Genomic DNA, 19,868 nt, shown 5'->3' on the forward strand with positions numbered 1-19,868 from the left:
AGAATAATATGGTATAATTTCTAAAGATAACAGTATCATATTTGTGAATTATTATGTTACAAATATTTAATGCGTGGAGGATGATTTTATGAAAATTAAAATTCTAAACTTATCAGAAGGATATTTAGCAGATGATTATAGTAAATATGCAAAACAAGAACTTAAAAGAGAAGGCGTTCCATTTGTATCCTTTCCAATTGAGTTCACCAATTTACCGAATAACACTAAATCCGTAGCTTTAACCTTTATTGATTATGATTCTGTACCGGTTTGTGGTTTTCCATGGATACACTGGTTAGCATCTGATATTTCACCTAAAAAAAACATTTTAGCGGAGAATTCCAGTGATATAAATAATGCTGAATTTATACAAGGCTGCAACAGCTGGATTTCACCCTTAGCGAACATTGATAATCCTAAGATTATACATCAATATGGTGGACCAACTCCACCTGACAAAGACCACGATTATACATTAACGGTATATGCTCTTGATAAAGAGTTAAACTTAAAAAATGGTTATTTCTTAAATGAATTTATAAGAGCCTCAAAAGATCATATATTAGAGAAAGTAGAGATTACAGTTAAAGGTAGAAAATAGCTATATATTTTAAAAGCTCAGAAGTTAAATTTTTATTGACTTCTAAGCTTTTAAGAATGTTTTAAAGAATACTTGAATTAAAGCCTCTACCATCTACTTCTGAAGCATCTATTATTGAAATCAAGGCATCCCCATCTATTTTTAACACTGAGTATTTAAGCTCTGGTAGTCTTGATACATGTACTATGCAATATATAACTCTTCTTTCTTTTCCTGCAATGGCCTTGCCATTTAGCAATGTAGCCCCACGGTGCTTATGCATTTCTATATACTCACATACCTCATCCTCTTTATCTGTAATTATAAGTAATACTTTTTTTCTTGATAAACCATGAATCATCTTATCTGTGACAAAAGCTGCTATATACATGCTCATTAATGTATATAACGCTACAGCTATTCCATTTAGTAACATTCCGCAAAATACTATTACACAGTTTACAATAAAGCCTAGCTGTCCTACATCCAAGCTATCATATTTTTTTTTAAGTAACATTACTACTATGTTCATACCACCTTCTGAACCATGATTTGAGTATGCTATTCCTGCTCCTACCCCAGTTAATACTCCTCCATATACACAAAATAGAAGAGTATCGTGAACTGTAACAATGCTATTTAAATTTTTAGTCAATAATAAAAACAATGATAGTGAAACAGTTCCTATTATACTGTATATTGTAAATCTTTTATTTAATTTTCTATAACTTAATGCTAGTAAAGGTATATTAGCTATTAGTACCGTATATCCTGCTGGAATTTTCAAAGCGTACTGTATTAAGATTGCTATACCAGACATGCCACCACTGAATAGTTCTGCACTTACTAAAAACATATTTACACCTATAGCAGATAATAAACATCCCGCTATTACAAAAATTGCATTTTTTATATTTTGTTTATTAAATATCGTATCGCTTCTCACATTGACCTCCCCATTAATCCTAATAGTCGTAAAATCTGTTAAGCTATTATCCCCTCACTAATCTATTCAATATCTAATTCATCAATGTCAAGCTCATTTAATAACTCTTTTAATGCCTTTAATTCATTTTTACTAAATGTAATACCTTTTCCCATTTTAATGTGCTCTTCATCCCAGTCCCTTACATCTATTTTTGCTTTTCTACCATTCCAGCTCATAATATTTACTTCTTTTTTCCAACCTTTAGCTCCTTCAGCTAAAACACCTAGTTTATTTATGATTTCAAATCTTATATCTGCCAAAAAAAATCACTCCTTCTGATTTTTAATTTAATCCTTAGATTTTATATAAATGGTTATATTCTATCTCAAAACCACCTAACTTGCAATAAAATATAATTTAATCCTAGCCTTCTATGTAATTTTTTAGATTCTCTAAGCTATTAATAACTGCGAAATCTACTATTTTCCCAGCTATTCCATTTCTATCTATGAAAATACCTTTCATATTAACTTTCTTGCAAGGTAATATATCTGTATTTAAATCATCGCCAACATAATAACAATACCGAAGCTCAACATTTGCTTTTGACGCTGCAATTTTGAATATCTCTACATTAGGTTTGGATATTCCAACTTCTCCTGCAGTTATAATAATTTCAAAATAACTTTTAATTTTCATTTTCTCAAGCTTAAGATTCTGCTGTGTTAAATCACCGTTACTTATAATTCCTAGTCTGTAATCCTTAAGACTGTCTAAACATGGCTTTACATCATCAAAACATTTCCAATTATTTTCATAATTTAAAAGATATTCATTAAAATTTTTTTCGGCATCATGTTCTGATAATTTAATTTTAGCTAAGCGAAACAATTCTTTTATCCTTTCAATTCTTTGCTCTCTAAATGTCAATTTCCCAGCTAAATATATATTAAAATGCTTTTCAGAAATATCACACCATGCCTTATAGAATTCATTTTCATTAAATTTAAAATATTTCTTATTATAATTGTAAAATTCTTTTACCCCTAAATATTCAGAGCTTTTGTGATCAAGCAAGGTCCCATCTAAATCAAAGAAAATTATCATATTGTCCTTTCTTTTCAACTTTGAATATTCCATACTTAATCTTCCCCACTTCTATTTTTAATTTTATACTTCCATTAGCCTAGAAAACTTCTTTCTATATCATTCAAACTTCTAATAATATTATATTTTCTATGAGTTAATTTATTGTAGCTGTATATTCTCCAGTCTCTACATAATACAAATGATTTAATACCAAGTTTTATTGCTCCATCACAATTTCTTATACTATCATCAATAAATATTGCTTCTTCTGGTAAAACATTAAGTTTCTCAAGTGCCGTTTTGTACATTAATTCGTTTGGTTTAGTTACACCTATTATTGAGGATATAACAAAGGATGAAAAGTAATCTCTTAATTCAGCTTTTATAAATACATTTTCCAGTGATGGCCATGCATCTGACACAACTGCCAATTTATATGATTTGCTTAATTTCGGGATAGTAGTAAAAACATCTTCATAAAAACAATATTTACTGCAATTATATACCAAGTCTCTAGCAATAGCTTGTATATCTTTATCTCCTAATTCTAACTGTGGTAAAAAATTTGAAAATATCTTGTAATATTCAATAAAGTGCTTAAATTCTTCCTCTTTATTAAGAATTAAATTTTGTTTTTGAATATATTGACCTGCATTATCAAAGGCTACCTTTCTCTTGGAGGCTTTTATAGCGTTAAACTTTTTCTTATCAACATAGTTAAAAAAATTTGGTGTTATAAACCAATGTCCTGTCACTGGTACATTCAGCACTCTGCCTGAATCAATTAAAATTGCTTTGATTTTATTATCAAAAGATGACATATTATCACTCTCAATTTCCATAATTTTTCTCCTTTTAGCTTTTCCACTTTAACGCAGTATGACACCTGAAATAGAACTTGCTTAGTTTTTATATTATAACATAATTTAAGAAGACATATGGATAAATATTGATTTTTTAGTATAACAAGTATATAATCAAATAATCAATAAAAGGGGTGGGGCTATGAAAAAATTAATACCGTTATTAAGTATACTATTTTTAATATTAATTATATTTGTTGGATGTGGGGCTTCTGATGAAAACGATGCTAAAAAAGTGGCAGAAAACTTTGTTAAAAACTTTTACACAATAGATTCAAAAAAAATCACTAAATATAATACTTTATTACAAGCTGAAAATGGACAATTGAGTACTGCTACTGATTCTGCTGGAATAGCAAAACTAATGAAATATGAAAATTCTATACATTCACTGTCCACAGAAAATATAAAACCATTAATGACAGAAAAAGAGTATACAACTCTCATTATGAATAGAGAAGATATTATGAATATTCAAGGATGTGCTAAAAATAATTTTACAATGCAAGTTACCAGTTTTAATTTGACTAAAGCCTCAAATGATAATGAATCAAATACAGTCTCATATAGTTATAAGACCAATTTAAAGTTTATTTCCTTGAAAGATAAAAGTACACATTCAGATGTTATTGAAGGATTTTTAGGTCTTTCAAAAAAAAATGGGCAATGGAAAATCTCTATATTTCAAACAACTGTAAGATCTAATTTACTAAAATAGTCAATTATTTCTCCTTTTTACCCAAATAAAAAAATCCATTTGATTTATTCCCATTCATAGTTGTATATGTAACTTTATCTAATTTAAGGTGGACAAAATCTGCTGTAATTAATTTTATCCACCTTAAATCATGATGCCTAAGTATAGCTCCTTCTGGCAATTCAAAAACCCCATATTTATTATATTTCTTTTCATATAACTTATATCGACTTATATTTCTTTCATCTGAATTTAATAAAAAATCATTTATATACACTACTCCACTTGGCTTTAATACCCTTTTTATTTCATTCATAAGAAAGATTTGTTCTTCATCATCGACTATGCAAGTTAATACTGCAAATAAAATTACTGCATCCAAACTGTTGTCTTCATATAGTATTTTTTTATCTTGTTTTACGTTTAAATTTAACCAAGGAAATAGCTTTTTGCCTCTTAAAATCATTTTATCAGAAAAATCTATACCAAATAAATTTTTGAACCCTTTAGAGTATAGCTCATTTAGTGTTCTTCCATAACCACAACCAACATCTAAAATTTTATCTTCTTTATTAACAAACGCTGAAAACAAATCAATTTGAAATGGCGTTGTAAATTTTTTATCTTCCGCTACCTTATTCCAATACTCTTTTTGATTTTCTTTTAAATTCATTCTATTAGTACCCCCATTATCCTAATTTTATTACTACATTTAAAATCTGCATCAATCCAAAGTTTTTTTCATACACACACTGTTTATATTACCTATGTATGGTTCATAATTTTGTATTATGGCATATCCTGCATTTTTATATAAATTAATTGCCTCATGTTGCTTTATTCCTGTTTCCAATAAAACATATTTATACCCATTTTCCGCTGCTAATTTTTCTAATTCCTTAACTACTATCTTTGATATCCCCTGTCGCCTATTCTCTTTTATTACAAATACACGTTTTAATTCTACAGTATTAATATCATATTCCTTATATGCTCCACATGCAGCAGCAACATTATCCTTGTAAATAATTACTACGTCCTTTATGTTATCAACTTTATTATGCTTATCATATTGCTTTTGTAATTCTCCATATCGTCCATTAAGGTCATTGTCTAATAACTTTATAAGTTTAATAAAATCAATATTTTGTCCATCTGTCCTTAATATTTTTACATCCATAGCTGTAACTCCTAATAATTATTTATTTAATCCTACAATATATTTCTATATCATTACCTTCACTATCTTTAAATTCTAAAACCCAATTCTGATCTATTTTCGTTAATGGAAAAACTATTTCGGCATTGATAAGTTTCAGTTTTTCTGTCAATTTGTTTATATCATTAACTTCAAAGCTAGGTAAACAATTATCTCCCCAAGTAACCTGTTCATTTACCTTACTGTTGTCAAATAGACAGAATCTAAATCCATCAATGTTAAAAACACTAAAGAGTTCATCTCTTTTCTTAACAGACTGATCAAGTAATTTTTCATAAAAATCAATTGCCCTATTCATATCCTTAACGCAAATATATAGTGAATTTAAAGTAAATTTAATTTCCAATTTTGCAAACCTCCTACAATAACTTTAGCAATTTAATTTATCATCGTTATTTTTAGCACATTCATCAGCTTTATTATTTGCTCCCCATTCTGACATAAGCATTAATATTGGAATTAATGTTTGTCCTTTTTCTGTTAATGAATATTCTACTTTAGGTGGAATTTGATAATATTCTTTTCTATTAATTAACTTTGTTGCTTCAAGTTCCTTTAATTGTTGACTAAGCATTTTATGAGTAATTGATGGCATATTTCTTTTAATTTCACCATATCTCAATACTTTATTCTGAAATAATTTATATAATATAAGCCATTTCCATCTTCCTCCAACTGCAGCTAATGTATATGATATAGGGCATTTTCCTTCATCGATTGACCATTTTTTCATAATACTTTCCTTTCATATAGTACCTCACTTTAAAGTGCATACTTACTTTTATACTTATAATTATATACAATTTAAAGGAGATAATCAAACAAAGGAGATGTACCTTTATGGAAATGCAATATTCTTTATCAAAAAAACGAGATATTTATGTTTTATTATTTACGGTACCATTTTTAGTAGGACTTGGAGTTGATTTATATGTTCCATCACTACCAGCTGTTGTAAATTACTTTCATACAAATGCTAATTTAGTAAAATTCACTATTAGTTTATATCTATTAGGTTATGGTATAGGTCAAGTTATTCTTGGAGTATTGTCTGATAGTTTTGGGCGAAGAAAAGTGTTACTTCTAAGTTCATTATTTTTTGCAATTATAAGTTTTGCTTCTGTATTTTCACCTAACGTCTTTATCCTTGAAGTATTACGCTTTTTACAAGGAATTTGTGTTGCCGGATTAGCCGTTGTTGCAAGAGCAATAATAGTTGATGTTTTTTCAGGAAACGACTTATCAAAAGCAACCAATTATTTCACCCTTAGTTGGTCATTAGGTCCAATAATTGCTCCTTTCATTGGCAGTAATTTAGCAAATCACTTTGGATGGCAGTCTAATTTTTATCTTTTTAGTTTATATGGATTATTTATTTTTATCTATGCTTTTATAATATTTGAGGAAACCAATTTACACTTATCGGTTTTTAGCATTTCAACATCTTATTATAGTTTACGAAGTGTTGTTATACATCCATTATTTATGATTATTACTATAATATCAGCTCTTGGTTATGGAGTTATAGTGTTGTTTAATGTAGTTGGACCATTCTTAATCGAAGTATTATTAAAATATTCAGTTGTTCAATATGGTAATATCGCCTTAATATTAGGATTTGCTTATTTCTTTGGTGCTATGTCAAACCGTTTTGTTATTAATCATTTTAATAGTAAATGCCTTTTATGTTTCGGCTTAATTACTTCTTTAACAGGGAGCATTTTAATGATGTTTTTAGGGTTTATATCTCCTATAAATTTATATCTTGTTTTAATTCCTGTTTTTATTATTTTTTTCTTTATAGGTTTTATTGTTCCTAATGCTCTTGCTCAAACAATGTCTCTATTTTCTAATTCTGCTGGAACCGCCAGTTCAATATTCGGAACTTTAACAGGAATAGTTGCTTTCCTTATTACAATGTTTGGTAGTAATTTAAAAACTAATTCTCAAATTCCTCTATCCCTTACTTATTTGGCATTATTCACTATATCAATTGTATTATTTGTGATAGCACAAAAACTTGAACACACGAATTAGCACATTTTGTAGTATCAATTAATCAAATAATTAATCGTCGCCTTATTCGTAAATCTTAATTGTATAGGGAATTCATTGCTTCTTTTTGATAAGAGTGCAAAGTATCCCTCTTCTTCTAAATTTTCTTTAATCTCTATATTATTAAAACCTAATCTCGTAATCAATTCACAATAAAAATCTTTATAATTTACTATATCTTCTGATGCCAAATGAAAAATCCCCTTTAAATTGTTGTCTATTATATAGCACAATTGTCTTGCTATCATCACATCAGTGTTTGTATTATGAAAAAGTTTTGGATATACAATAACTTCCTTGTTATTGTTAGATGAGTTTAGAAGTTCGCTAATCCTTGGAGAATTCTTTCCCCAAACTTGAGGAAGCCTTAATATACAGGCATTATCATGTAATATATCAATCAGTTTCTTTTCACATTCTATCTTATATTGTCCATAGTCAGTTTGGGAATTTGGCAAATCATCTTCATTATGAGGTATACTGAAGTCATTATCAAATACATTTGTAGTGGAGAAAAAGTATAAACTTCCTCCATTTTTCTTCAAATATTCAGCAATTTTCATATGCACAATCAGTTGTTTGTTAAAATTCCCTCTTAAACATGAAACTATAATATTTGGCTTTAAAGTGTTCAATATGCTACTTATGTTATCCGAATCTTCGATGTTGAGTTTAAAACGTCTATCCTGATTCAATAGTTTTGGATTTTGAAAGTACGTTGAATAAACCTCAAATTGATTATATTTATTCATCTCATTAATTACTGCTGATCCTACAAGCCCACTTCCACCCAGTATCAAAATCTTGTACATACGAATTATTCCTCCCTAACAGATTAATTCGTATTAACTTACAATTGAAACATAACTATATTATACATGAAGTGGATAATATAGTATATTTAAAAAGTGTTCTACACTTTATTATTCTCCTCTCATTATGTAAGGTTGACTTGACATATCGGTAAAATAATGCTAAATTATTGATGTAAGGTCAGCATTACAGGAGTGATGATTAATGAAAAATAAATTAAAACAATTTCGTGAACTTTTGGGACTAACCCAAGGACAATTAGGTGGACTTGTAGGTGTATCAAGACAGGCGATTAACTCTATTGAAACAGAGAAGTTTGAACCATCTATATGGTTAGCTCATGATATTGCTAAAGTATTCCATAGTACCATAGAAGATATTTTCCTTTTTGAAGAAAGTGAAAGAAAATCAAGAGCCGAACAAAGCAGGGGTGTAATTTAAATGGCATTAAGACAAATTAGATTGTTTGATGATGAAATATTGAGAAAAAAAAGCAAGATAGTTGAAGTTGTAGATGATAAAATAAGACAAATATTAAATGATATGGCTGATACTATGTATAATACAGAAAATGGCGGAGGCTTAGCTGGTCCACAGGTAGGCATATTGAAGCGATTAGTTGTAATAGATATGGGGCAAGGACTAATACAATTAGTAAATCCAAAGATAATCAATCAAGAAGGTACCCAAGAAGTTATAGAAGGATGTTTAAGCGTTCCAAATAAGTTCGGAAAGTTAATAAGACCTGAAAAAGTCACAGTACAAGCATTGAATGAAAATGGAGATGAAATTATACTAACAGGTACAGGAAATTTAGCAAAATGTTTCTGTCATGAAATAGACCATTTAGAAGGTATTCTTTTTACTGATTTTGTTACCGAATATATAAAATAATACTGTTCATTATTATTTACATAATATTATCACTTTTGCCTGTTAATAATTCGTTGACATATTCAGAATTGTTTAGTAACACTACCATCTGCATAACCCTTCCAATCTTATTATTGTATTATGTTTACATTTATTATCTTTATTCACAAAAATATTAATCAACCCAATTCAAATTAAAGCTATATTTTTTCTAACAAATTAACATTTCCCCTTATAATGTTAGTTAAATTTTTTTGAATAGTTTTATCATCCCAATTCCACCATTGCAGTTTTATTAATTTTACTGCTACCTCTTCAGAAAAGCGTTTTCTAATTTCTTTTGCTGGTATTCCTCCTACAATTGTATATGGAGGAACATCTCTTGTTACAACTGCCCTTGTTCCTATTATTGCACCATCCCCTATTCGAACCCCTTGCATGATTACTGCTTCATAACCAATCCAAACATCATTTCCTATTACGATATCACCATTATTATCCCATGCATCTGTAATATTACTCACACTTAACTCCCATTCCTCATAAAATATAGGAAATGGATAAGTTGAAATTGAGGTCATATTATGGTTTCCAGATGTGAACATAAATTTAGCACCACAGGCAATAGAACAATATTTTCCAATAATTAACTTATCATTATTAATAGGATAGTGGTATATAACATTGTTCTTTTCAAACTCTGTTGGGTCATTTACAAAATCATTATACATGGTAAAGTCCCCAACTATAATATTAGTCCTTGTAATTGTAGATTTTAAATATACAGTTTCTTTATCACCCGTTCTTGGATATATTTTTTTGCTGTCCATAACTTTCTCCTTATTATCTTAATTTATCTTTCAACTTGGCATTCCGATGAATAATAGTTTACAATTACATATTATTTCTTATAGTTAATTATAACCTTATATGTAATCTATTTAAAGTGGCATATGCCATATCTAATTATTACTCAAATTAGATTTAATCCGATTGTACCAACTAAAATAAAACCGATAAAAATAATTTTAGTTAAATTTATTGATTCTTTAAAAAACACAGCACCGATTACAGATAATAACACTATACCAACGCCTGACCAAATTGCATATGCAGTCCCTATTTGCAACTTCTTCAAAGCCAATGTGAGCATACTTAAACTTAAAACATAAAAAATAAGCATAACTACAGCATATTTAACATTTGAAAATCCATCTGATAGCTTCATAAATGTTGTTCCTGAAACTTCAAAAGTTATTGCTAAAATTAAATAAATCCAACTCAATTTCTAACACCTCTCCCAATTATCTATTAATAAACCTTTTATAAAAAACAAAGGATAAATAATCAAATAAGAATTGAAAAGCCACCATATTGGATCAAAGTCACACCTTATTAACCAAAATGAAATGGCCTGCAATCCTGAACATATAGTTAAAACAAGTGAAATCAAGCTAATTTTCTTCCATAATATATTTTTCTTATTATATAAATATAATCCATAAAATCCTGTTATGGAAATTAACATATCAAGTGGAAAAAATGACCAATTCCATACAACTAAAATAGGATTTATATAATCCTTAAATAATAAACTTTCTGGAATTAAATGAAACAGAGTAATAAACCAATAAATTACGAAACCCATATCTGTAATTAAAAAAAATTTTTTTAAGCTTTTCATTATACCTTCCTCCAATAAATTAAATAGAATAATCAATATATACTTATTGCTTTATAAGTTTATCTACTACTTTCTGCAACAGATTATCAACAATATATATTTCTTCGTTAGTTAATAAATCGCTAAAAATATTTGACAACTTTGCATACAATTCATTATCTCCTTTAATAATTTTAATAGCTTTATCAGTAAGACTTACATAATAAATCCTCTTATCCTCTTTGGATTGTGTTTTTACTATTAATTCATTTTTCTCTAACTTCTTGACTAATGCTGAAATAGCAGGTTTTGTTAAATTAAGTTTTGTAGCCAATTCTCCTAATTTGGGAGTACCCAGTTGATAAATTGAAGTAAGATAGTAATAATCATTCATATTAAAATTACTGATTTGTGTGTCAGATAAGGTATTACTAATATTGTTAATAGATTCTTTCCAAAAATAATTTGCGATTAAAGCTATATTGTTTTCAATCATATTTATTCACCTTTCTATATAAATAGTTAAACAAATTTAATTAAATTCTTTTAACTATTTTATCAAATATTTATTATCGTGTAAACTAAATTTATTCTAAAAACTAAAAAAAGGACATACTTTTACTAGTTGTCCATTTTTATATTCTTGTTATTTCAATGGTTTTCTAATCATATCAAAAGCAATACATAATAAAACTATTAATCTTATAATCCAAAAAATAACTGAGTACATATTAAAATTCTTCATAAAATCATTAAAGCAAATTGCCATCACAAAATTATCAAAGCTATGATACAAGATTATCATTAATAGACTACCTCTCGTATTATTGTACACCCATGTAAACAAAATTGTTAACCAAATAGTTTCCAAAAGATAGCTAATAAAACTCATATCATACCCAGAAATATGAAAATAGAACATAGGTATATGCCAACTTGCCCAAATAGTTCCTAATATTATGCTTGATGTAAGAGGGTTAAACTTATTTTGTAGTTTAGGTAATACAAATCCTCTCCAACCAATTTCTTCTCCAACTGGACCACCAAAAATCATAATAACCAAGAAGCAACCCAGTATTGCAAGAGGTGAAGTAAGTTGAAAGCTTGAAATATGATTGTTAATGTAAATTTTATAATTTACTCCAATTGCACTACAAATAAATTCTGGTATATATATCGACATTGCTGTATATAAAAATACAAAGGCATAGAAAAATGGATTAACATTCCATATAGTTAACTTTTTTAATATCTTTTTCATGCCATTAATTCCATAATAATAACCAGTAAAAATTGTAGCCATAACACTTGGCATAAATGAACCTACTATACGCAAAGTCCCATTTAAACTTAAACTTGTTGAAGTAAATGCAATACTCCATAATATCCAAGTAAATAGAAAAGTTATAATTAAATAAAATATTATTATTTTATTTTATTTTAATTTTATTATTATAATCACTTCCTGTAAATATATTTACCCTACCATTTATTCAGAGGGTCAATATTCTAAACACGATAAATTAATTATTCGTACATTTTGGAAAAGGGATCATAATTACTGTCTTCATTCCATAAATATTCAATACCTTTGCTAATTTCTAATGCTTTTTCTTTTCCCATTAAATCTTCTATAAAACCCAATGCCATATCTATTCCTGCCGATACTCCAGAAGATGTATATATGTTGCCATCCTTTACCCATCTTGCTTCTTTTACCCATAGTACATCTTCATTTTGTTCTGTAACCCAGTTAAATGCTCTTTTATTTGTTGTAGCTCTTTTTCCATTTAAAATTCCTGCTTTGGCAAGTAAAGCTGAACCTGTACATACACTAATTATGTATTTTGATTGTTTAGAAATATTTTCAATGAAGTTAATAAAATCATTATCATGAACCTTTTCTCTTGTACCGCTTCCGCCAGGCACAAATAAAATTTTCAAAGTATCATCATCTCTTGTATATAAATTAGTCTCTACCCTTACCTTTTGAGAGCTTTCAACAATTCCACCATCAACCGATATAAAATTCAATTTAAAAACCTCTGGCAATTTTCCAAGTATTTCAACAGGACCAAATACATCTAAAGTTTCAAATTTATCAAATAAAAGTATATCAACTCTATAAATCATGTTATCAACTCCCCATTTTATAATTAAATATTGTTATCATTAATACTTTTATTTCTGTATACTAAATCATTTCGTTCTTTAAATCCTTGTGATTTCCAAAAAGAATTTCCCAATTCATTTGTCTCAAAAGCCACTAAGGCAACCTTATTAATTCCTTGCTCTTTTAATGCCTCAATTGCAGTATTCACTAATTTTGTACCTATCCCCTGCTTACGGACAGTATTACTAACTGCTGTATGATATATATATCCTCTTCTCCCATCATGTCCACTCAAAATAACACCAACTATTTTATTTTGAACTTCTGCAACAAAGCAAGTTTCAGGATTTCTTTTAAGATATTCTTCAATACCTTCTTTTGAATCATCTACATTCCTCATACCCATCCCAGGTGTATTATTCCATAACTCATATACTGCTTTGTAATCATCAATAGTCATTTTTCTTATCTTCATAACCTTCCCCCCTTTATATAAATAGCCTAACTACCTATCACTACTAGTTATAACTATTAAGGAACATTAAGCATTAATTTTGTCTAAATATTATTGATATATTTATTTTGCATTTCTAGGTAATAGATGAACATCCTTTAAGAATTTCAAACTGTTATTTGCTTCAATTTCATTATATTTAACCTTCATATTGCAAGCTACATCCTTCGCAATATAATCAAATAAATCACACATAATAAAAACTGATTTCCAAATGCTTTCGACTTGTCCAGAAGGATATGTTTTTAAAAATATGTCCCACGTCTCGTCTTTTAACCATCTATACATATACTTACCTGATTTTCCAACGCTAACAGTAAAATTTGTAGAAAAGCCTATTTTCCACTCCATTAAACGAATCAACTGTGGGCGGACACAATAATTTAGCATGTCCATTACATAAGGTATTTCTTCTCGCCATAATCCTTTGGCAACATTATTAAGACACCACCAAAATTCATTACAAGTATCATAAAAATTATTCTTAGTTGGTTTCTTCACCCAATAATCCTTATCCGTTGCCTCTGGCACATTAGGCAAACATTTATCTTTGTCAAGTAATACTTTACAAAGTTTGTCATTTTCAATTTCTTTTAGCACATATGATAATGTACCTACATGTAAGTCAAGACGGTTTCCGTCAGTAAATTGAATAAGCCATCCATAAGAATTATCAACATCATTTTCATAATAGGAATTTTCATCCGGATATTGCATATATAATCTTTTTCCAAATTGATCTATCCAGTTTTTCTGTTCACGAAATGGCTTAGTTTCATTAACAACATATACAATATCATAATCCTGAAAAATATCTTTAACAGTATTTTGATTTGTCCTTAAACCATTCATAACAACTGCACGAACTATTTCATCATTTTCTGCAACCTTCAATATTAAATTGAACATTTCTTGCTCTGTACGCATTTTACACTCCTCACATCTATAATTTATTTAATTCATCAGTAATAATATAATTATATCACCCATAATCCTTTGTTAACCACAACTTTTTCTAATATTTACAGTTTAGGGAATGCATTGACATTAAATTGTAAATTTGATATTATATTACCAATGGTAATTACCATTGGTAATATAATAAGAGGTGTGAGTATGGAATCAAGTAGAAAAAATGTAAGCAAAGAAGTAATAATAGAAACAACATTGAAATTAATTGAAGAAAAGGAAGGAATTAAAGATGTTAATTTAAGAGCTATTGCAAAAAAAATTGGGTGTTCTCATGCAAATTTATATAATTATTTTAATAGTCTAGATGAAATATTTTGGGAATCACTTGGACAAACGCTACTTATTATGATTGACTATTGTGAAGGTAACTTGAGCTGCGAAAACAATCCAGAAGAAAATTTATATTTATTGTTAGCAAATTTAGTTGATTTTTCAATTAGCCATCCTGGATGGTATAGACTAATATGGCTTGAATCTATTGGCGGAAGTCCCTCCTTTGAAGTTGTTGAAAAATTACATACACCTGGTGAAAAATTAAAGAAACTAATTATAAAAGCAAGTAATAATAACCTTTCCAAAGAAAAATCAAATTTAATTTATGATATTCTACACAGCTATCTTCATGGTGAGTTATGCAAATGGATTAATAATCGAAGTTTTATAAATAACATAGCAGAAACAAAAACACGAATATTTTCAAACCTTAAATATTTATATAGATTATTAATTAAGGAAGAATTTACGATATGAAATCTTTAAGAAGAAACTGGTGGAAAGTTATTATAATTGTTTCTGTATGTGTTCTTTTGGATTTATCGCTGCACTTGTTAATGTCCTCAATTATTCCATCAAATACATCTGTATTTAAACCAAGCATTTTTGTAAAAAAAGGTTTGTTAGTACCATCACTTTTTGCATACTCATTTATAGATTTTGGTCTTTTATCCATGCTATTTATTTTTATCCAAGACAATTTACCTAACAAAAAGTGGATTAAAGGCTTTTTGTACGGACTTTCCTTTGGTGCTTTATATTTTACAGGAATGTTTGAAGGAATTTTAATATTAAATGATACAATACTTAATTCTTTCTTAACGGGCATTGCAGATTTAATTCCTATTTTATTTATGGGTATCCTACTTGGGGTTTTTACTGGAACCTACACAACTAAAAATCAAGAAGACCAAAATGTTTTTACAATTATAATTGTCACATTATTTTTTATCATTGGAAGATACTTTTCATACTCTATACTAAACATCAATTCAGCATATATAATTAAGCCCCTTGGAACATTTGTATGGACTCTATGCCAAGGCCTATGTATAGGCATACTCTACTTTATTTTAGAATCAGGCATTAGAGGTAAATCAATCATTTTGCAGGCATTATTTTTTGGAGTTGTAATTTTTGGATTAAACTGGCTAGTATATCATCTTTTTCTTTCAATAATAGCAGAAGTATCCTTTATTGATATCTTTAAACGTGTTGGAATAGATGTTTTATTCACAACATTTGGTGTACTTGTATGTAAAAAGTTATATGCTAAAAAATAATTGACTTCTGAAACTGTTTTTGGAATTAAAAAACATAATTAATCCTGCATATTATTCTTCATCATTTATGTCAAATATATTAGGAAAGGAATTTTTATTATGAAATGTATTAATAAAATGAAATATATTATTATAGTTGCCTTTTGTTCTATTCTTGATATGAGCTTCCATGTAATGACTTCAAAAATCAGCACCATTCCAAATATCAGTAACTTTAGTATTCTTACTAAAGTCATTGGAGTTACTCAATCAGCCATATTATGGATTCTTATTGCCTTTTCAAGTGTAGCATATGTGTTTTACTTATATAAAAATAAATTGCCAGGTGTAAACAACACTTTAAAAGGACTACGCTATGGTAGTACAATAAGTTTACTTTGGTTATTTGGAATGATAGAAGGGGTTTCTCTTGTGGGGAATACATTAATCCACGAAACTGTGATGGGTTTATGTGATGCTTTTCCTATAATAGTGATGGGATTATTACTTTGCAAATTTACAACTGAAAGAACTGCCATAAAACAGAAAAATAATTCTTTCAATCCGTGTACTATCTTATTATCTGTTTTTATTTTTTCTATTGTTTTTTTAGTAGGACGGTACTTATTCTATTTTACAAGAATTATTGAATCTGGTTATGAAACAAGGCCATATTCTACCTTTATTTGGACTTTTTTAATGGGATTATGTATAGGTGTTACATATATATCATTAGGTAAATCAACACAATCTTCATCAATAATTTTAAGTTCAGTAAAGTTTGGAGCAACAATTTTTGGAATAAACTGGTCTGTATTTCTTGTATTTATGCCTATTATATACGAAGGAACTTTAATTAAATTTATTATAAGATGTACCATAGATATAATATTAGTTATTTTAGGTTATTACATCTCAGCATCATTAGAAAAACTAATAACTAAGAAAATGCTTTAAATAATAAAATATAAACTTTAATTGCTGCCGGTATTTTATGCCTACTCCTTAGCATTTAAAAATGTATAAGTGTCCATTTTTTGCTTTTCCAAATCTTGGTCCATTAAACCCTTTAGAGATAAGCGATTTCCTCAAATACCACATTAAAGCTCCATGACTTACTATCAATATATTTTTTTCATATTTATTTAAAATATCAGAAATAAAATCATTTGCTCTTTTTTCATCAATATGTTTACGTGAAAAATACCATTGAAATCTTCCCAGTGTGTTCCAAATTATGAAAGGAATTTTTATATTTGTATCAAATAATGGTAATATTTCAACTTCTCTTAATAATTTAGTTTCAATTATTTTATCACCAAAAACTGTTTTTGCAGTATAAACTGCTCTTGATAAATCACTTGTATAACATATCTGCCACTCCTTCTTATCTATATCTATAGCATTTGATCTTGTCATAGCAACATTGTATCTGTTTTGCCATTGTTTAAACTCTTCTGATGACATAAGCGTAAGTGCTTTAGAAGATTGAATAACTTCAAAATGCCTGATTAACCCAATTTTCATATATCAATTTCCTTCCCTTAATCTGAATTTATTAATTCCCTATTATATCAACAATCTCTCTAAAATCTTTTATATAATAATCCGCAAAATTTTTTATTGAATCATAATCTTTTCTCTCTTTTTCCAATAGATATCCTGTTAATACAGTTTTCATCCCCAACTTTTTCGCAGCTTTTAATTCATCAGAGCCGCCATCTCCAACAAAATAGCATTTTTCAGGAATAGTCTTCATTCTATTTAATGCAATTTCGTATATTTCACTTTGAGGCTTTAAATACCCTACTTCATATGAAAATATTCTTTCATCAAACAAATCATTTAATGGAGATTCATTCCAATACAGAACATCAATTATATCCGCATTGCTAACTAAGCATAACTTCTTCCCTCTTTTCTTTACATCTAAAAGAGCATTTATAACTTTATAATCTATATCAATTAATGATTTTTTAAATCTATCTTCTCTTAACTTTAAAATTTCGCTTATTTGACTCTCATTAACCGTCTTTCCAATTTTTCGAACAATACTCTGAATTATTTTTTTCGGATTTGTTTCTCTTCCAGTTGCTCTCTCTAAATATAGCTCATCATCTTCTGCATATTTTTCCCATTCTTCTTTTGCTATTCCTAATACATCATTTTCATTCTTAAACTCATTATACCTTGGCGTTATTAGTGTAAAGAACAAGTCAAAAAATACAACTTCTATGTCACTCCTCATATTCATTTAAGCCTCCCATTTGCTGAATTTATCCATAAGCTTATGAACCATACATAAATTAGCAACCATAATCATAAAACCTAAAATTGAGTACACCACAATTGTTCTTAATGTGAATAATTTAACTGCATGCTCAATAATATACATACAAATAGGTAAGCAAATAATACTTGTAACAATGGCAGGAACATATTTTCTTACAATTAATGTTTGAAAGCAATGCACTACTAAATGTAAAATAAATGCAATAAACAAACCTAACCATAGATTATACCAATTCATTACATAAGAAATAATTGTGATTATACTAATTAACATGAATTCTTCCGCTACTCCAAATGCAAAAGATGATGTTGTAATATTATCGAAATGATGTAGTAACTTTTTAGATAAGTTAGGAAATCTTTCACATAAATAACGTCTATTTTTACTTATCCATGCTTGCATAAAAATTATTTCCTCAAAATCATGGAAAATAAAAAGTATAGGAAAAAGCCATATAATTACTTGCATATTATCCATTCAGCTCATCTCCTTAAACTATATTATATAGAAGTATCAAATTAACTTTTATCATTTTCTTCCTACCATCAAAAATAATGAATATTCTACTTCCCTCTCTTCTACAAGTTTTTCATCTTTATAAAATGTGTTAACTTCTGCTTCCTTAAATCCTGTTTCTAATAGTACACTTTTAAGATAATTTTGATTAAAGCCATTATGCCCATTAAAATCTTTCTCTTCTTTATGAAAACTTCCATCTTCTTCATCTAAATCTATAATACATAAATAGCCATCTTCCTTTAGTAATTTATATAAGTTCATGATTGTTGTTTCAGTATCAATAATATGATGTAATGCCATAGACGTGTATATTACGTCATAGCTATTTTCTGGAAGAATATTATTTTCATTTATATCCATTTTATATGCCTTCATATTATTTATTTGAAATGTTTCAATCTTAGAATTTAATACATCAATCATACCTTTTGATGTATCAACAAGAGTTATCGTTTCAAACTTATCATTAAGGAAAAAGCTTATAAGACCTGTACCACAACCAAACTCAAGCGCAGTATATTGTTTTTTTATCTGAATTGATTTGTTTATTTCTTTTGCAATTAATTTTGCTCTTCTCTTTCTTCTTTCATCATCCCATGTTATAGACTCTATATCAAAATTCATACTATTAGCCCCTTTCTCCTATAAGTTTATATATTCTTGCCGCTGCTGCTTTGGCTGACATGTCGCTTGCATCAATTTTTTTTGTGTCCATTTCAAAATAATTTTTTAATCTTGGTAAACTTCTTTCAATAACATCATTATTTCTTATTCCTTTTTTAATATCCTTTGTAATTCGTGAAATTAGGCTTTTCTCTGAACATACGATAGAAAATTTATATAAACTACAATCATTCTTATTTAATCTTGATAATACATCGTCAAGAATGCTCTGTTCATGCATCACCCAGCAAAATATAATATTTTTATATTCTGAACAAGAAATGAAATTATTTAGAAGATAACTAATATTATCAAGTACCATCTTTTTCGTTTCATCCGTTACTATAAATGGCGACATATCCCAGCACCAATCTCCATCAAGAAAAGCGCAGTTTGGTAACATTTTTTGTAATTCCCTGCTCGTTGCTGTCTTTCCTACACCCATAGTTCCATTTATTAAAATAAGATTTTTCATTCTT

The 19,868-nt window shown here is 28.1% G+C and carries 30 protein-coding genes; 8 read left to right on the plus strand and 22 right to left on the minus strand.

Annotation, left to right across the window (positions count from 1 at the left end; genetic code table 11):
- Positions 1 to 88 precede the first annotated feature (88 nt).
- Positions 89 to 601: a YbhB/YbcL family Raf kinase inhibitor-like protein gene (locus tag B8978_RS04390; RefSeq protein WP_084114125.1), complete on the plus strand. Its 513-nt coding sequence runs from the start codon at positions 89 to 91 to the stop codon at positions 599 to 601.
- 61 nt (positions 602 to 662) lie between these two features.
- Here the strand turns inward: B8978_RS04390 and B8978_RS04395 are convergent, their stop codons facing one another.
- The 4 genes from B8978_RS04395 to B8978_RS04410 form a co-directional block, all read right to left on the minus strand.
- On the minus strand, positions 663 to 1,526 hold the full coding sequence (locus tag B8978_RS04395; protein WP_139795962.1) for a YitT family protein: 864 nt from the start codon (positions 1,524 to 1,526) through the stop codon (positions 663 to 665).
- Positions 1,527 to 1,588: 62 nt separating this feature from the next.
- Positions 1,589 to 1,828, minus strand: a complete 240-nt coding sequence (locus B8978_RS04400; protein WP_084114129.1) for a YdbC family protein — start codon at positions 1,826 to 1,828, stop codon at positions 1,589 to 1,591.
- Positions 1,829 to 1,931: 103 nt separating this feature from the next.
- Positions 1,932 to 2,648, minus strand: coding sequence for an HAD family hydrolase (locus B8978_RS04405; RefSeq protein WP_242950474.1), 717 nt, complete (start codon positions 2,646 to 2,648; stop codon positions 1,932 to 1,934).
- A gap of 41 nt (positions 2,649 to 2,689) precedes the next feature.
- Positions 2,690 to 3,439 carry an HAD-IA family hydrolase gene (locus B8978_RS04410; protein ID WP_084114131.1) on the minus strand — a complete coding sequence of 250 codons (750 nt, stop codon included), beginning with the start codon at positions 3,437 to 3,439 and terminating at the stop codon, positions 2,690 to 2,692.
- Positions 3,440 to 3,602: 163 nt separating this feature from the next.
- On the opposite strand from B8978_RS04410, the gene B8978_RS04415 reads away from it, so the two are divergent.
- Positions 3,603 to 4,178 carry a hypothetical protein gene (locus B8978_RS04415; protein WP_084114132.1) on the plus strand — a complete coding sequence of 192 codons (576 nt, stop codon included), beginning with the start codon at positions 3,603 to 3,605 and terminating at the stop codon, positions 4,176 to 4,178.
- A 4-nt stretch (positions 4,179 to 4,182) separates the two neighbouring features.
- Here the strand turns inward: B8978_RS04415 and B8978_RS04420 are convergent, their stop codons facing one another.
- From B8978_RS04420 to B8978_RS04435, 4 genes are read right to left on the minus strand one after another with little or no spacing between them, the layout of a single operon-like run.
- Positions 4,183 to 4,830: a class I SAM-dependent methyltransferase gene (locus B8978_RS04420; RefSeq protein WP_084114133.1), complete on the minus strand. Its 648-nt coding sequence runs from the start codon at positions 4,828 to 4,830 to the stop codon at positions 4,183 to 4,185.
- Positions 4,831 to 4,881: 51 nt separating this feature from the next.
- Positions 4,882 to 5,337, minus strand: a complete 456-nt coding sequence (locus B8978_RS04425) for a GNAT family N-acetyltransferase (protein ID WP_084114134.1) — start codon at positions 5,335 to 5,337, stop codon at positions 4,882 to 4,884.
- 22 nt (positions 5,338 to 5,359) lie between these two features.
- Entirely contained in the window at positions 5,360 to 5,722 is a 363-nt protein-coding gene (locus B8978_RS04430) for a VOC family protein (protein ID WP_084114135.1), read from the minus strand.
- Between the two features lie 24 nt (positions 5,723 to 5,746).
- Complete coding sequence (locus B8978_RS04435; protein ID WP_084114137.1) at positions 5,747 to 6,109, minus strand: winged helix-turn-helix transcriptional regulator; 363 nt, start codon at positions 6,107 to 6,109, stop codon at positions 5,747 to 5,749.
- Positions 6,110 to 6,216: 107 nt separating this feature from the next.
- Here B8978_RS04435 and B8978_RS04440 point away from each other — a divergent pair, with 107 nt between their 5' ends.
- Positions 6,217 to 7,413: a Bcr/CflA family efflux MFS transporter gene (locus B8978_RS04440; protein WP_084114139.1), complete on the plus strand. Its 1,197-nt coding sequence runs from the start codon at positions 6,217 to 6,219 to the stop codon at positions 7,411 to 7,413.
- Positions 7,414 to 7,427: 14 nt separating this feature from the next.
- On the opposite strand, the gene B8978_RS04445 is transcribed toward B8978_RS04440, so the two are convergent.
- Positions 7,428 to 8,243, minus strand: a complete 816-nt coding sequence (locus B8978_RS04445) for a sugar nucleotide-binding protein (RefSeq protein WP_084114141.1) — start codon at positions 8,241 to 8,243, stop codon at positions 7,428 to 7,430.
- Positions 8,244 to 8,448: 205 nt separating this feature from the next.
- On the opposite strand from B8978_RS04445, the gene B8978_RS04450 reads away from it, so the two are divergent.
- Together B8978_RS04450 and def are read left to right on the plus strand one after the other, a co-directional pair.
- The gene (locus tag B8978_RS04450) at positions 8,449 to 8,685 is read left to right on the plus strand and encodes a helix-turn-helix transcriptional regulator (RefSeq protein WP_084114143.1); all 237 of its coding nucleotides are present in this window, start codon (positions 8,449 to 8,451) and stop codon (positions 8,683 to 8,685) included.
- Positions 8,686 to 9,138, plus strand: coding sequence for a peptide deformylase (gene def, locus B8978_RS04455; protein WP_084114145.1), 453 nt, complete (start codon positions 8,686 to 8,688; stop codon positions 9,136 to 9,138). It abuts the gene before it with no gap.
- A 179-nt stretch (positions 9,139 to 9,317) separates the two neighbouring features.
- On the opposite strand, the gene B8978_RS04460 is transcribed toward def, so the two are convergent.
- From B8978_RS04460 to B8978_RS04495, 8 genes are all read right to left on the minus strand, one after another.
- Positions 9,318 to 9,947 (minus strand): CatB-related O-acetyltransferase, encoded by a 630-nt coding sequence (locus tag B8978_RS04460; RefSeq protein ID WP_084114147.1) that lies wholly within the window; start codon positions 9,945 to 9,947, stop codon positions 9,318 to 9,320.
- Positions 9,948 to 10,090: 143 nt separating this feature from the next.
- Positions 10,091 to 10,402, minus strand: a complete 312-nt coding sequence (locus B8978_RS04465) for a DMT family transporter (RefSeq protein ID WP_084114149.1) — start codon at positions 10,400 to 10,402, stop codon at positions 10,091 to 10,093.
- A gap of 3 nt (positions 10,403 to 10,405) precedes the next feature.
- A complete protein-coding gene (locus tag B8978_RS04470) occupies positions 10,406 to 10,801 on the minus strand; it encodes a YvaD family protein (RefSeq protein WP_084114151.1) in 396 nt (131 codons plus the stop codon).
- Positions 10,802 to 10,844: 43 nt separating this feature from the next.
- Positions 10,845 to 11,276, minus strand: coding sequence for a MarR family transcriptional regulator (locus B8978_RS04475; RefSeq protein WP_084114153.1), 432 nt, complete (start codon positions 11,274 to 11,276; stop codon positions 10,845 to 10,847).
- A gap of 150 nt (positions 11,277 to 11,426) precedes the next feature.
- Entirely contained in the window at positions 11,427 to 12,095 is a 669-nt protein-coding gene (locus B8978_RS04480; protein ID WP_084114155.1) for a CPBP family intramembrane glutamic endopeptidase, read from the minus strand.
- 212 nt (positions 12,096 to 12,307) lie between these two features.
- Positions 12,308 to 12,913, minus strand: coding sequence for a DJ-1/PfpI family protein (locus B8978_RS04485; RefSeq protein ID WP_084114157.1), 606 nt, complete (start codon positions 12,911 to 12,913; stop codon positions 12,308 to 12,310).
- A 23-nt stretch (positions 12,914 to 12,936) separates the two neighbouring features.
- A complete protein-coding gene (locus tag B8978_RS04490; RefSeq protein WP_084114159.1) occupies positions 12,937 to 13,368 on the minus strand; it encodes a GNAT family N-acetyltransferase in 432 nt (143 codons plus the stop codon).
- Positions 13,369 to 13,470: 102 nt separating this feature from the next.
- Positions 13,471 to 14,334, minus strand: coding sequence for an aminoglycoside 6-adenylyltransferase (locus B8978_RS04495; protein ID WP_084114161.1), 864 nt, complete (start codon positions 14,332 to 14,334; stop codon positions 13,471 to 13,473).
- A gap of 189 nt (positions 14,335 to 14,523) precedes the next feature.
- Between B8978_RS04495 and B8978_RS04500 the strand changes: the two genes are divergently transcribed.
- The 3 genes from B8978_RS04500 to B8978_RS04510 all read left to right on the plus strand — a co-directional run bounded on the left by B8978_RS04500 (position 14,524) and on the right by B8978_RS04510 (position 16,871).
- A complete protein-coding gene (locus B8978_RS04500; RefSeq protein ID WP_084114163.1) occupies positions 14,524 to 15,129 on the plus strand; it encodes a TetR/AcrR family transcriptional regulator in 606 nt (201 codons plus the stop codon).
- On the plus strand, positions 15,126 to 15,935 hold the full coding sequence (locus B8978_RS04505; protein ID WP_084114165.1) for a hypothetical protein: 810 nt from the start codon (positions 15,126 to 15,128) through the stop codon (positions 15,933 to 15,935). Before B8978_RS04500 ends, B8978_RS04505 begins: the two co-directional genes overlap by 4 nt.
- A 117-nt stretch (positions 15,936 to 16,052) precedes the next feature.
- The gene (locus B8978_RS04510; protein ID WP_139795963.1) at positions 16,053 to 16,871 is read left to right on the plus strand and encodes a hypothetical protein; all 819 of its coding nucleotides are present in this window, start codon (positions 16,053 to 16,055) and stop codon (positions 16,869 to 16,871) included.
- A 48-nt stretch (positions 16,872 to 16,919) separates the two neighbouring features.
- Here B8978_RS04510 and B8978_RS04515 read toward each other — a convergent pair whose 3' ends face one another.
- Genes B8978_RS04515 through B8978_RS04535 form a run of 5 tightly spaced genes read right to left on the minus strand, consistent with a single transcriptional unit; the run spans position 16,920 to position 19,864 of the window.
- Positions 16,920 to 17,441, minus strand: a complete 522-nt coding sequence (locus B8978_RS04515; RefSeq protein WP_084114169.1) for a histidine phosphatase family protein — start codon at positions 17,439 to 17,441, stop codon at positions 16,920 to 16,922.
- Between the two features lie 31 nt (positions 17,442 to 17,472).
- Positions 17,473 to 18,168 carry an HAD family hydrolase gene (locus B8978_RS04520; RefSeq protein WP_084114171.1) on the minus strand — a complete coding sequence of 232 codons (696 nt, stop codon included), beginning with the start codon at positions 18,166 to 18,168 and terminating at the stop codon, positions 17,473 to 17,475.
- On the minus strand, positions 18,169 to 18,684 hold the full coding sequence (locus B8978_RS04525; RefSeq protein ID WP_084114173.1) for an HXXEE domain-containing protein: 516 nt from the start codon (positions 18,682 to 18,684) through the stop codon (positions 18,169 to 18,171).
- 51 nt (positions 18,685 to 18,735) lie between these two features.
- On the minus strand, positions 18,736 to 19,350 hold the full coding sequence (locus B8978_RS04530) for a class I SAM-dependent methyltransferase (protein ID WP_084114175.1): 615 nt from the start codon (positions 19,348 to 19,350) through the stop codon (positions 18,736 to 18,738).
- Between the two features lie 4 nt (positions 19,351 to 19,354).
- On the minus strand, positions 19,355 to 19,864 hold the full coding sequence (locus B8978_RS04535; RefSeq protein ID WP_084114177.1) for an AAA family ATPase: 510 nt from the start codon (positions 19,862 to 19,864) through the stop codon (positions 19,355 to 19,357).
- Between the last annotated feature and the right edge of the window lie 4 nt (positions 19,865 to 19,868).

Origin of the sequence: Clostridium acidisoli DSM 12555 (genome assembly GCF_900176305.1) — a bacterium.
Lineage (GTDB): Bacteria > Bacillota > Clostridia > Clostridiales > Clostridiaceae > Clostridium_I > Clostridium_I acidisoli.

What these genes read in the sequence shown, in the direction of transcription:
- B8978_RS04410 (WP_084114131.1), bottom strand. Translation starts at nt 3,439, where the DNA reads ATGGAAATTGAGAGTGATAATATGTCATCTTTTGATAATAAAATCAAA.
- def (WP_084114145.1), top strand. Translation starts at nt 8,686, where the DNA reads ATGGCATTAAGACAAATTAGATTGTTTGATGATGAAATATTGAGAAAA.
- B8978_RS04450 (WP_084114143.1), top strand. Translation starts at nt 8,449, where the DNA reads ATGAAAAATAAATTAAAACAATTTCGTGAACTTTTGGGACTAACCCAA.
- B8978_RS04475 (WP_084114153.1), bottom strand. Translation starts at nt 11,276, where the DNA reads ATGATTGAAAACAATATAGCTTTAATCGCAAATTATTTTTGGAAAGAA.
- B8978_RS04445 (WP_084114141.1), bottom strand. Translation starts at nt 8,243, where the DNA reads ATGTACAAGATTTTGATACTGGGTGGAAGTGGGCTTGTAGGATCAGCA.
- B8978_RS04535 (WP_084114177.1), bottom strand. Translation starts at nt 19,864, where the DNA reads ATGAAAAATCTTATTTTAATAAATGGAACTATGGGTGTAGGAAAGACA.
- B8978_RS04525 (WP_084114173.1), bottom strand. Translation starts at nt 18,684, where the DNA reads ATGGATAATATGCAAGTAATTATATGGCTTTTTCCTATACTTTTTATT.
- B8978_RS04405 (WP_242950474.1), bottom strand. Translation starts at nt 2,648, where the DNA reads ATGGAATATTCAAAGTTGAAAAGAAAGGACAATATGATAATTTTCTTT.
- B8978_RS04425 (WP_084114134.1), bottom strand. Translation starts at nt 5,337, where the DNA reads ATGGATGTAAAAATATTAAGGACAGATGGACAAAATATTGATTTTATT.
- B8978_RS04480 (WP_084114155.1), bottom strand. Translation starts at nt 12,095, where the DNA reads ATGCCAAGTGTTATGGCTACAATTTTTACTGGTTATTATTATGGAATT.
- B8978_RS04460 (WP_084114147.1), bottom strand. Translation starts at nt 9,947, where the DNA reads ATGGACAGCAAAAAAATATATCCAAGAACGGGTGATAAAGAAACTGTA.
- B8978_RS04440 (WP_084114139.1), top strand. Translation starts at nt 6,217, where the DNA reads ATGGAAATGCAATATTCTTTATCAAAAAAACGAGATATTTATGTTTTA.
- B8978_RS04510 (WP_139795963.1), top strand. Translation starts at nt 16,053, where the DNA reads ATGAAATATATTATTATAGTTGCCTTTTGTTCTATTCTTGATATGAGC.
- B8978_RS04500 (WP_084114163.1), top strand. Translation starts at nt 14,524, where the DNA reads ATGGAATCAAGTAGAAAAAATGTAAGCAAAGAAGTAATAATAGAAACA.
- B8978_RS04505 (WP_084114165.1), top strand. Translation starts at nt 15,126, where the DNA reads ATGAAATCTTTAAGAAGAAACTGGTGGAAAGTTATTATAATTGTTTCT.
- B8978_RS04420 (WP_084114133.1), bottom strand. Translation starts at nt 4,830, where the DNA reads ATGAATTTAAAAGAAAATCAAAAAGAGTATTGGAATAAGGTAGCGGAA.
- B8978_RS04435 (WP_084114137.1), bottom strand. Translation starts at nt 6,109, where the DNA reads ATGAAAAAATGGTCAATCGATGAAGGAAAATGCCCTATATCATATACA.
- B8978_RS04495 (WP_084114161.1), bottom strand. Translation starts at nt 14,334, where the DNA reads ATGCGTACAGAGCAAGAAATGTTCAATTTAATATTGAAGGTTGCAGAA.
- B8978_RS04415 (WP_084114132.1), top strand. Translation starts at nt 3,603, where the DNA reads ATGAAAAAATTAATACCGTTATTAAGTATACTATTTTTAATATTAATT.
- B8978_RS04515 (WP_084114169.1), bottom strand. Translation starts at nt 17,441, where the DNA reads ATGAAAATTGGGTTAATCAGGCATTTTGAAGTTATTCAATCTTCTAAA.
- B8978_RS04520 (WP_084114171.1), bottom strand. Translation starts at nt 18,168, where the DNA reads ATGAATATGAGGAGTGACATAGAAGTTGTATTTTTTGACTTGTTCTTT.
- B8978_RS04470 (WP_084114151.1), bottom strand. Translation starts at nt 10,801, where the DNA reads ATGAAAAGCTTAAAAAAATTTTTTTTAATTACAGATATGGGTTTCGTA.
- B8978_RS04530 (WP_084114175.1), bottom strand. Translation starts at nt 19,350, where the DNA reads ATGAATTTTGATATAGAGTCTATAACATGGGATGATGAAAGAAGAAAG.
- B8978_RS04390 (WP_084114125.1), top strand. Translation starts at nt 89, where the DNA reads ATGAAAATTAAAATTCTAAACTTATCAGAAGGATATTTAGCAGATGAT.
- B8978_RS04490 (WP_084114159.1), bottom strand. Translation starts at nt 13,368, where the DNA reads ATGAAGATAAGAAAAATGACTATTGATGATTACAAAGCAGTATATGAG.
- B8978_RS04485 (WP_084114157.1), bottom strand. Translation starts at nt 12,913, where the DNA reads ATGATTTATAGAGTTGATATACTTTTATTTGATAAATTTGAAACTTTA.